10 protein-coding genes are annotated in these 10,089 nt (G+C 65.0%); 2 read left to right on the forward strand and 8 right to left on the reverse strand.

What is annotated here, in order from left to right:
* Positions 1-108 precede the first annotated feature (108 nt).
* The 5 genes from mdtD to PTE31013_RS10085 form a co-directional block, all read right to left on the reverse strand.
* Positions 109-1,545 carry a multidrug transporter subunit MdtD gene (gene mdtD, locus PTE31013_RS10070; protein WP_150612651.1) on the reverse strand — a complete coding sequence of 479 codons (1,437 nt, stop codon included), beginning with the start codon at positions 1,543-1,545 and terminating at the stop codon, positions 109-111.
* 159 nt (positions 1,546-1,704) lie between these two features.
* On the reverse strand, positions 1,705-3,600 hold the full coding sequence (locus PTE31013_RS10075) for a glycoside hydrolase family 15 protein (protein WP_150612652.1): 1,896 nt from the start codon (positions 3,598-3,600) through the stop codon (positions 1,705-1,707).
* Positions 3,584-3,754, reverse strand: a complete 171-nt coding sequence (locus tag PTE31013_RS24775; RefSeq protein ID WP_174978502.1) for a hypothetical protein — start codon at positions 3,752-3,754, stop codon at positions 3,584-3,586. The genes PTE31013_RS10075 and PTE31013_RS24775 overlap by 17 nt, the downstream gene beginning before the upstream one ends.
* Positions 3,755-3,902: 148 nt before the next feature.
* Positions 3,903-5,141 (reverse strand): CaiB/BaiF CoA transferase family protein, encoded by a 1,239-nt coding sequence (locus PTE31013_RS10080; RefSeq protein ID WP_150612653.1) that lies wholly within the window; start codon positions 5,139-5,141, stop codon positions 3,903-3,905.
* Between the two features lies 1 nt (position 5,142).
* A complete protein-coding gene (locus PTE31013_RS10085) occupies positions 5,143-5,922 on the reverse strand; it encodes an enoyl-CoA hydratase/isomerase family protein (RefSeq protein ID WP_150612654.1) in 780 nt (259 codons plus the stop codon).
* Positions 5,923-6,131: 209 nt separating this feature from the next.
* On the opposite strand from PTE31013_RS10085, the gene PTE31013_RS10090 reads away from it, so the two are divergent.
* Positions 6,132-6,806 carry a GntR family transcriptional regulator gene (locus PTE31013_RS10090; RefSeq protein ID WP_174978503.1) on the forward strand — a complete coding sequence of 225 codons (675 nt, stop codon included), beginning with the start codon at positions 6,132-6,134 and terminating at the stop codon, positions 6,804-6,806.
* A 48-nt stretch (positions 6,807-6,854) separates the two neighbouring features.
* On the opposite strand, the gene PTE31013_RS10095 is transcribed toward PTE31013_RS10090, so the two are convergent.
* Positions 6,855-7,574: a GntR family transcriptional regulator gene (locus PTE31013_RS10095; RefSeq protein ID WP_150612656.1), complete on the reverse strand. Its 720-nt coding sequence runs from the start codon at positions 7,572-7,574 to the stop codon at positions 6,855-6,857.
* A 291-nt stretch (positions 7,575-7,865) separates the two neighbouring features.
* Between PTE31013_RS10095 and PTE31013_RS10100 the strand changes: the two genes are divergently transcribed.
* Positions 7,866-8,624 carry a 2-keto-4-pentenoate hydratase gene (locus tag PTE31013_RS10100; protein WP_150612657.1) on the forward strand — a complete coding sequence of 253 codons (759 nt, stop codon included), beginning with the start codon at positions 7,866-7,868 and terminating at the stop codon, positions 8,622-8,624.
* Positions 8,625-8,756: 132 nt separating this feature from the next.
* Here PTE31013_RS10100 and PTE31013_RS10105 read toward each other — a convergent pair whose 3' ends face one another.
* The gene (locus PTE31013_RS10105) at positions 8,757-9,707 is read right to left on the reverse strand and encodes a LysR family transcriptional regulator (protein ID WP_150612658.1); all 951 of its coding nucleotides are present in this window, start codon (positions 9,705-9,707) and stop codon (positions 8,757-8,759) included.
* A 106-nt stretch (positions 9,708-9,813) separates the two neighbouring features.
* Positions 9,814-10,089 (reverse strand): NAD(P)(+) transhydrogenase (Re/Si-specific) subunit beta (locus PTE31013_RS10110; RefSeq protein ID WP_150612659.1); only part of this gene is annotated, 276 nt, incomplete at its 5' end.

A 10,089-nucleotide genomic window follows, 5' to 3' on the forward strand; every position in this document is an offset into this window, starting at 1 on the left:
CAGTCTAGGCGGTCGTCACGCTGCGGTTGTCCTTGATGCAGGCCTCGGGGGCAGGTCAAGACGCGGGCTGATTCGAAGTGTGTGCGGGTGAAGCCGTCATCCGCGTGCTCAACGCCCGAGATCGGTGGCCGACGTGTGTCGCGTCTCGCCGCCCTCTTGGGTGGCCCCCGCTGCCGGGTCTTCCACGCGTCGGAAAATGAGCGCCGACACGAGCGTTATCAACCCGACGCACACGAAGGTCAGGCGAAACCCCGCCACCGTGCCGCCCACGCCCACCTGCCCGGCCAATTGACCGAACAATGCCAGCAACTGGCCACCGATGGTCACGCCCAGTCCCAGCGCCAGCATCTGCGCCATCGAGAACAGACCATTGCCCGCGCTCGCGCGACGCGTGCCGAGATCCTTGAGCGTGACGCTGTTCATCGCGGCGAACTGCATCGAGTTCGCCCCGCCGAAGATCGCCAGTTGCGCCAGCCCCAGCCACATCGGCCACCCCGGGCCGAACAACGCAAAGCTCGCGATGGCGCCACCGACCACCGCCGTGTTGACCATCAGAAAGCGCGTGTAGCCATAGCGCTGCACCAATGGCGTGACCATGCGCTTGACCACTACGCCAGCCAGTGCGACCGGCAACATCATCAGGCCCGACGCGAGCGGGCTGTACCCCATGGCCACCTGAAGCAGCAGCGGCAACAGGAAAGGCACGGCGCTGCTGCCAATCCGCGCGACCAGATTACCCAGCAGCCCGAGCCGGAAACTGCGCGTCGCGAAGAGTTCGAGCGGGAACAGCGGCGCGGCGCGACGCCGGGCATACGGCCAATAGCCCAGCGTGGTGACGACGCAAAGCAGCGCCAGCCCCACGGACACCCCCCATCCCCGGTCGGAGAACGGGTGATCGAGCGCCAGCGTGAACGACACCATCGCCATCGAGAGCAGCGCGAAACCCGTCCAGTCGAAGTCGGCATCGATGACCTCATCGCGTGCCGGACGCGGCAAGTAGTGCCGCACGGCCAGGCTGCCGACGATGCCGATTGGCACGTTGATCAGGAAAATCCAATGCCAGGAGGCCACCTGCACCAGCCAGCCGCCCAGCACCGGACCGATCATCGGACCGACCTGTCCGGCAATCGACACGAACGCGAGCGCCGCCAGGTACTGCCCTGCCGGGAACGTGCGCAGCACCGCGAGGCGCCCGATCGGCAGGAGCATCGAACCGCCCGCCCCCTGCAACACGCGCGCGAGCACCAGTTGCGACATCGTGTGCGCCATCGCGCAGCAGATCGAGCCGAGCACGAACAACAGGATCGCGACGAAGTAGATGCGGCGCGTACCGAACCGGTCGGCCAGCCAGCCCGACGCCGGGGTCAGCATGGCCATCGTCAGGGAGTAGGAGACCACCACGGGCTGCATGCGCAGCGGGTTCTCGCCGAGGCTCGCCGCCATGGCGGGCAGGGCCGTGTTGACGATGGTCGTGTCGAGCGCCTGCATGAAAAAGCCCGCCGCCACGATCCACAGCAGCGCGGTGAGTGTCTTGTCTTGCGTCATGCGGCGTGGTGACGAAACACGGCGACCCGCCCTGTCTCTGAAAAAGAATTAAGCGAAAGCAGAATTCTAGCGCTTCAGGCAGGCCAGCCGATGCCGAGGCTTCCAGACGGCGGAGAATGCCCCGCCGCCTTGCCGTCGTCCGCCCGGCCGCAACCCGCCTCAAGCCCTGGCTGCACGATAACCGACATGTTCGAAGCGGGCCTCGTCGTCGACATCGTCTTCATACGACGTGTCCTGCGCCGCGTGATCCGTTGCATCGTGGGCACGGTCCTCGTCGGCCAGCGCGCCGAGGCGGATCGCCGCGTGCACGAGTGCGATATGCGAGAACGCCTGCGGGAAGTTGCCGACCTGACGCGCATGGTGTGTGTCGTACTCCTCGGCCAGCAAGCCGACATCGTTGCGCAACGACAACAACCGCTCGAACAAGTCATGGGCATCGCGGTGACGGCCAATCATCACCAGGCAGTCGACCATCCAGAAACTGCATGCGAGAAACGCGCCCTCGCCCGCCGGCAGGCCGTCGTCGACCCGGCTCGTGCGATAGCGTTGCACCAGGCCATCGTGCATCAGATCGCGCTCGACCGCTTCGATGGTGCCGATCACGCGCGGATCGTCCGCCGGCAGGAAGCCGACGAGCGGAATCATCAGAAGACTCGCATCCATCTCCGACGAGCCGTACGCCTGCATGAACGCATTGCGCCCTTTGTCGAAGCCGTGCGCGCACACGTCTGCGTGAATCTCCCTGCATAACTGACGCCAGTGATCGATCGGCCCCGGCAAGCCGAAGCGCTCGGCCGACTTGATCGCGCGGTCGAACGCGACCCAGGCCATTACCTTCGAGTAGGTGAAGTGCTGGGGGCCGCCGCGCACTTCCCAGATGCCCTCGTCCGGTTTGCGCCAGACGGTCTCGAGATGCGCCACGAGCTTCGTCTGCACCTCCCATGTGGCCTCGACCGGCGGCAATCCACCGAGACGCGCCTGATGCAGCGCGTCCATCACTTCGCCATAGACATCGAGCTGCAACTGTCCGACCGCGCCATTGCCCACGCGCACGGGCTTCGCGCCTTCGTAGCCGGGCAGCCAATCCACTTCCCACTCGGGCAGACGCCGCTCGCCCGAGAGTCCGTACATGATCTGCACCTGCGACGGCGCACCGGCCACGGCGCGCACCAGCCAATGGCTCCAATCGTTCGCCTCGGTGTAGTAGCCGCCAAGCATCAGCGCCTGCAACGTCAGCGTCGCGTCGCGCAACCAGCAGTAGCGATAGTCCCAGTTGCGTTCGCCGCCGAGATGTTCGGGCAATGACGTCGTCGGGGCGGCCACCACACCGCCCGTCGGCACGAACGTAAGCGCCTTGAGCACGATGAGCGAGCGGCGAATCGCGTCGGCCCACCGGCCGTCGAGCTGACAACGGTGCGCCCAGGTGCGCCAGTAGCGCTCGGTATCGGCGAGGGCGGTGAGCGGGTCGATCTCGCGCGGATCGGGGTGATGCGACGGCACACGCGAGAGCACGAACGGCACGGTGTCACCCGCCTTCACGTCGAACCGGGCGCACAGACTGCCCGGCACATCCTGGATCTCGACGGGGGTGCGCACCACGACCTTGTCGGGCCCGGCGATCAGCCGCATCCCCGGCCCGGTGGGATCGTCGCCGTCGAGCGGACGCGACCACGGCACCGACGCCCCATAGTCGAATCGCAGGATCAACTCCATCGACATCGTCACCGTACCGTGTATGCCCTTGACCAGCCGCACGAGATCGGCGGCGCCGTCACGCAACGGCATGAAGTCGATCACGGCAACGCAGCCCTCCACGGTCTCGAAACGGGTCTCGAGAATCAGCGTGTCGTCGTGATAGCGACGCGTACAGGCCACATGGGGGTCATCCGGCGCGAGCTTCCATCGGCCATGCTCCGGGCCGCCAAGCAGTGCGGCGAAACACGCCGGGGAATCGAAATACGGCCAACAGAGCCAGTCGATCGAACCGTCGCGCGCCACGAGTGCCGCGCTTCGGCAGTCGCCAATCATTGCGTAGTCTTCAATACGTGCCGGCATGCTCACCTCGCGAAGGGAAGAGGAACGTCGCGCCCGTCGCCAGACCGGGGAACGCCAGCGAGTGGAGCCCTATGATGTTACGCGCGTGATCGAGGCGCGGCCACTGGCACGATGACGGGCCGTGGCGATTGCTGGAGATGCTGCCTGGGGTCATGCGGTCCCTCCTGTCGACGTTGGGTGTCGGGTCGGATTGATCGGTGGCCTGTCGTGCGCCAATCTAAAAACCGACCGGCCACCCGGAGGGAAGTTCTACGCTAGGCGTCAACACGCGGAGAATCCGCATCGCAGACGCGCCACATACGTTATGCGCTCACGTGTGCCGCCTCTTCCAGCACATGCACCGCCCCCTGCGCGATCAGGTCGCGAATCCGCGTCGCGTCGAAGCCATACGCTGCCAACACCTCGCGCGTGTGTTCACCAAGCCGCGGGGCGGGGCCGCCCGTGCGCTTCGGCGTCTCGGAGAAGCGGATCGGCAGGCCGATGCTGCGTGTCGGGCCATCCAGTGGATGCACCGTTTCGACCACCATCTCGCGCGCCACGATCTGCGGGTGCGTCACCGCTTCCGAGATGGGCAACACCGGGCCGACCGGCAGGCCCACGGCGTCGAGCCGTTCGACCCAGTGGTGAGTCGTGTCGCGCATCAGGTACGCCGTGAGCCGCTCGACGAGTTCGGCACGATGCGCCGTGCGGCCGACGTTGGTGGCGAAGCGTGGATCACCGGCGATCTCGGGGGCGTCGAGCACCTGCAGCAGCCGCTCGTAGTTCGCCTGATTGGCCGCGCCGATATTGATCCAGCCATCTTGCGTGCGAAACGCCTGATAAGGCGTGCTCGTCGGATTCGCCGAGCCAAGCTTCGGTGGATTCTCACCGCTAGCGAAGAAGTTGGCCGCCGCCCAGTACATCTGCTGGAATCCCGCTTCGAGCAATGACGTGTCGACAATCTGCCCCTGCCCCGTGCGCAACCGATGCGCATACGCCGCCGAGACGCCGAGCGCCGCCAGAATGCCCGCGTTGATATCGGCAATCGGCGAGCCTGCCTTGATGGGCCCCTGCCCCGGCTCGCCCGTCACGCTCATCAGGCCGGAGAGTCCCTGCGCGATCAGATCGAAGCCGCCTTTGTCGGCGTATGGGCCGGTGCGTCCGTAGCCGGAAATGGCGCAATAGATGAGGCCCGGATTCGCCGCGCGCAACGTCTCGTAGCCAAGGCCGAGCCTCTCCATCGTCCCCTTGCGGTAGTTCTCGGTGACGACATCGGCACTCGCCAGCATCTCGCGCAAGACTGCACAGCCGCCTTCCGTCTTCAGATTGAGCGCAATGCCGCGCTTGTTGCGATTGAGCATCATGAACGATGCCGACTCGCCGTGCGAGAGGATCGGCGCGAAGCGCCGCGCATCGTCGCCATCCATCTTCTCGACCTTGATGACGTCGGCCCCCATGTCGGCAAGCATCATGCCGCACACCGGGCCGGACATGATGTGCGACAGTTCGATCACCTTGACGCCCTGCAACGGTCCGCCTGACGGCTTGAGGGTATCGGTCATGTCAGCGCCCCTCGAACACGGGCGACGTCTTCGCGAGGAAGGCGCGATAGCCCGTCTGGAAATCGGCCGTGCCGAAGCACGCGAAACCTTCGTCGATCTGCGCGGCAGTGAGCGGCTGGCCGCTGGCCAGTTCGCGCACGAAACGCTTGTGCCAGCGCGCGACCAGCGGCGCGCCGGCAGCGATGCGGGCCGCGCTCTCCAGGGCCTCTCGCGTGACGTCGCCATCGGCCACCACGCGGGTGACGAGCCCGATGCGCAATGCCTCCTGCGCGTCGAAGATCCGGCCTTCCAGCAGAATCTCGAGCGAGCGCGCCGGGCCGAGCAACCGCACAAGACCCGATAGCTCCGCATGCGCCATTACCAGGCCCAGCTTGTTGATCGGCGCGCCGAAACGGCTCGACTCGCCGCAGATGCGCACGTCGCAGGCCGCCGCGATTTCCATGCCACCGCCAACACAGATACCGTGGATCATTGCCACTAGCGGCACCGGACACCGGGACAACGCGTCGAGCGTGCGGTGCATGAGCGCGCCATACGTGCGCGCTTGCTCCACGCTGGCGCGATCGGTCTCGAACTCCGCAATGTCGTTGCCCGGCGCGAACGACGTCTCGCCCGCCCCGCGCAGCAAGATGCAGCGCACATCCGGCGTCTCGGACAACGCCAGGATCGTGTCGCCCAAGGCCTGCCACATGGACTGGGTCAAGGCGTTGAGCTTCTCTGGTCGATTGAGCGTAACCCGCGCGATTGCGCCGTGTCGCTCGGTCAGTACGATCGATGTCACATAGCCTCCTTTGAACGCCAGCGCGCACCCGATGTCGGCCAGCCTCTATTTTTGGTATACCAATTTACGCAAACGATAAAATCTTTGATGCGGAATTAGCAAGCAGAAAACGATCTAATAAGGGTAAACGTGGGATTTTTACGTATTGGTGATTGACGACAGACGACATGCTCGTCAGAATTGGCATTCCATTTTTACAACCCCTGCGCATGATCACGTCCGCTTCGCTGAATGCCGCCGCTTACGAAGCCCTCAAGGCGCGCATCGTGCGCGGCGACCTTCGTCCCGGGGCACCCCTCTCGGAACGCGCGCTATGCGACGCGCTGGCTGTCTCGCGCACGCCACTGCGTGAAGCGCTCAAGCGGCTGGCGAACGAGGGGTTGGTGGAAATCTCGGAAACGCGCCGGGCACGGGTGGCGCGTGTGAGTGTCGACGAAGTCGTGAATCTGCTCGCCGTGATGGCGGTACTCGAAGGACTCTCGGGCGAGCAGGCGTGCGAAAAAGCGTCGGAGGCCGATCTGGTTGCACTCACGCAACTGCAGGCCGACATGGAATCAGCATACGCCCGCGCCGATCACGCCGCCTACTTCGCCCTGAATCAGCAAATCCACCTGAGCATTCTGCGTATGGCGGACAACGGGCCGCTGGCCGAGTACTTCCATAATCTCAACGCACGCCTGCGGCATGTGCGTGAGCGGTTGACGCCCACGCCCGAGCGCTGGCGTCAGGCCGTCGATGAACATGCGCAAATGCTGGCGCTGCTGCGCCGGCGCGATGGCAAGCGACTGCGCACGCTGATGGAAGCGCACCTGCGCAGCAAGACCGACGCCTACGTCGCCGCCATGCTCAACGACGGACTGGTGAGCCTGGGGCGAGCGGCGTGACCGGATCGGCACACCCACGCAGGCAAGCGCTGGCACCGCACCGGCGCGTTACGCGACGGCGAGCCGATGGGCGAGCACGGTAGCGCACTTGGCCATCAAGTGCCCGCGCAACAGTCGGCCGAGCGCAGCGCCGTCACGTGCATGCAAGGCGCGCAGCATCGCAACGTGCTCGTCGACGGCTTGCTCCCACTTGCCGGCGTGCAGGTTGGAGCGGAATCGCAACGCCTGAAGGCGTTGATTGACCGATTGGTACATCTGCGTGAGGGCGGGATTGCGCGCCGCTGCATTGATGCGATCGTGAATCCGCTGGTTGAAGTCGAAATAGTCCGAGAGGTTGCCGTTCGCGTGGCACGCGCTCATCGCGCAATGCAGGGTCTCGATGTCGTCGACTTCCGCCTGCGTGATGCGCTCGCAAGCCAATTCGCCAGCCAGCGCTTCAAGACCGCTGAGCAGTTCGAAGGCGTCGGCGATATCGGCGGCCGACAGCGTCACGACGCGTGCGCCGCGATTCGGCAGCAGTTCGATCAAACGCTCGACCGCCAGCATCTTGAGCGCCTCGCGCAGCGGTGTGCGCGACACGCCGAGTTGCTCGCACAGGGCACGCTCGTTCAGGTGCGCGCCCGGCGGCAGCGTGCCTTCGGTCATCATCTTGCGCAGGCGATCCATCACGGCGAGATGCAGCGCCTGTCGACTGATCGGGCGAGCCGTCTCGTGGTCCGGCGGGTGGACGACGTGATCACGCAGGACATTCAGGGTCACAGAGTGCATAGGCTGGGTCGGGTCGTTCACTTGGAAAAGAAGGTCATCGACTGCACGCACCGCACTTTCGCGAGCGACGGCACGCTTGTCCGTTGCCACATCGCGCGAAATATTACGAAATATTACGAAGTCCGATTCTCTCAGATCGCCGGGACTTTGACTACGTTAGATGGTGTTTTCACCGAGTAGCCATCATGTTCACCGCGCCGCGCAACGACGACTGAATTTTGTATACGATGTGGAGCCACGTGCTGCCAGCAAATCGCTGGGGCATCGCTCTTCCTCCAGGAGACTTGCAAAATGTTCGAGACCCCCGCTGTCGAATCACTGGCCCAACTGCTGGCCGACACCCGTCGCGGCGATACGCCGATCGATGCCCCCGCTGCAGCGCTGCTGCCGGCCGATGCCGACGCCGCCTACGCCGTGCAATTGCGCACGCTCGATCTGCTCGGCGAGACGATTGCGGCGTGGAAAGTGGGCGCGAAAGCCCCGATGGATCTGCCGAATTGCGCGCCGATTCCGGCGTCTGTCGTCAGCGACGCCGGCGGCACCCTGGCACTCGATGATTTCTTCCGTCCCGGGTTGGAACTGGAGATCGCGTTCCGACTGGCACGCGATATCAAGCCGAAGATTTACGACGAACGTGAGGCGCTCATGTTTGTCGGCGAGACGCTTGTCACGATCGAGATTACCGACAGTCGCTTCGCGACGCGCGGTCTCGACAGCCGGTTCACACTCGCCGATTTGCAGAACAATGGCGCACTCGTGATCGGGAGCGGCCGTGCTTACGATGCGTCGCTCAACTACCTGACGCCGAAGCTCACGTTCTCGCTCGATGGTGTGAACCTCGCGCCAGCCGACACGGGGATCAACACGGGGGGCGATCCGCGCACCCTGCTCACGTGGCTCGTCAATCACAACGGCAGGCGCGGCATCACGATGCGCGCGGGTGCCATCGTCACCTGCGGCTCTTACGTCGGCATGATTCCCGCCCGCGGTGCAGGCGTGCTGCGCGGCACGATCGACGGGATCGGCGACGCGTCCGTCACGCTGAAGTGATGGCGCGCGACCCTTCCGGATTGCCGTGAGATTGCGCTTCGCGCCCGTCGCCACTTATCCACAGTTTTTGTTCACAACGTTGTGGACAAGTCCTTGACGAGCAAGCGCAAGTCGTTGATTCGACTCAGGGATTCAGTTGACCTGCGCCGCGGGAGCAGCGCTCTGGTGGTCTACCGCCAGCGCGAACCCCTTGTTGCGCTCGCGAACGACACGGTGAATCAGCTCCCACACCGTATGGGCAACGGGCGAGAGCGAACGGTTCTTGCGACGCACGAGCACGATGTTGCGCTCGAACGCGGGCAACAGCGGGCGCACGGCCAGCGTCGAGTTCTCCGGCAACGGCAGCGCCAGCGGCGGCAGCACACTTACCCCCAGCCCCTCCTGCACCATGCGGAAGATGGTGCTCACGTGCCCCAACTCCTGCGTGATGGTCCCTTGCACCTTTTGCGTGGTCAGCGCGCGATCGATCAGCACGCGGCTGCCCGAACTCTGATTGAGCAGCACCAGGTTCTCACCCGAGAGTTCCGACCAATGCACCGCCCCCTGCGCGGCGAGCGGATGATCGCTGCGGCACACCAGACAGAACGGCTCACTCATCAGGTGCTCGGTCGTGAGGTCGTCCGCCCCTTGAGGCGCCACCACGATGCCAAAGTCCACATCGCCCGCGCGCACGCTATCCAGAACGGCGCGCTGCATCTGATCGACGAGCGCGAGCGCAATATCCGGATACGTCGCCTGCGATGTCAGCAGCACGCGCGGCATGAGCGTCGCGGAGATGGTCGGGGCCGCGCCAATGCGTACCCGCCCGCTCGTGCGCGCCTCCGCGCCGTGCGTCTGCAACAGGGCGATCTCGAGTTCGTCGAGCACACGGTCGAGACTGCTTGCGAGCGTCACACCGGCATCGGTCAACGCGACCTCGCGTGTGGTGCGGTCGACGAGACGCAGGCCAAGTTGCCCTTCCAGTTCGTTGATGCAGCGGCTGATGGCCGGTTGTGTCAGGCCGATCTCGGCCCCGGCGCGGCTGAAGTTCTTGCTGCGCGCCACGACCATGAAGACCTTGAGTTGTCTCAGCGATACGTTCATGTGCTAGTGCCCTGCCGGAAAGTGAGCGAACAAGCCACCGCCGTGGCTCCGGCGCGCCGCGCTCGGCGGCGCGCCCCGTAACACGCGGATCAAACGGTCGCGCCGATCAGGCCGCTGCCTTGACCATCTCTTCGACGACCTTCTTCGCGTCGCCGAACACCATCATGGTCTTGTCGAGATAGAACAGGTCGTTGTCCAGCCCGGCGTAACCCGCCGCCATCGAACGCTTGTTGACGATGATCGTCTTGGCCTTGTACGCCTCGAGAATCGGCATGCCGGCAATCGGCGAGGTCGGATCGGTCTTTGCGGCCGGATTGACCACGTCGTTCGCGCCGAGCACCAGCACCACGTCCGTCTGCCCGAATTCGCCGTTGATCTCGTC

This window comes from Pandoraea terrigena, assembly GCF_902459705.1.
Classification (GTDB): Bacteria; Pseudomonadota; Gammaproteobacteria; order Burkholderiales; family Burkholderiaceae; genus Pandoraea; species Pandoraea terrigena.

Coding starts and splice junctions, on each gene's coding strand:
- PTE31013_RS10095 (WP_150612656.1), bottom strand. CDS start 7,574: ATGCACTCTGTGACCCTGAATGTCCTGCGTGATCACGTCGTCCACCCG.
- mdtD (WP_150612651.1), bottom strand. CDS start 1,545: ATGACGCAAGACAAGACACTCACCGCGCTGCTGTGGATCGTGGCGGCG.
- PTE31013_RS24775 (WP_174978502.1), bottom strand. CDS start 3,754: ATGACCCCAGGCAGCATCTCCAGCAATCGCCACGGCCCGTCATCGTGC.
- PTE31013_RS10105 (WP_150612658.1), bottom strand. CDS start 9,707: ATGAACGTATCGCTGAGACAACTCAAGGTCTTCATGGTCGTGGCGCGC.
- PTE31013_RS10090 (WP_174978503.1), top strand. CDS start 6,132: ATGATCACGTCCGCTTCGCTGAATGCCGCCGCTTACGAAGCCCTCAAG.
- PTE31013_RS10075 (WP_150612652.1), bottom strand. CDS start 3,600: ATGCCGGCACGTATTGAAGACTACGCAATGATTGGCGACTGCCGAAGC.
- PTE31013_RS10100 (WP_150612657.1), top strand. CDS start 7,866: ATGTTCGAGACCCCCGCTGTCGAATCACTGGCCCAACTGCTGGCCGAC.
- PTE31013_RS10080 (WP_150612653.1), bottom strand. CDS start 5,141: ATGACCGATACCCTCAAGCCGTCAGGCGGACCGTTGCAGGGCGTCAAG.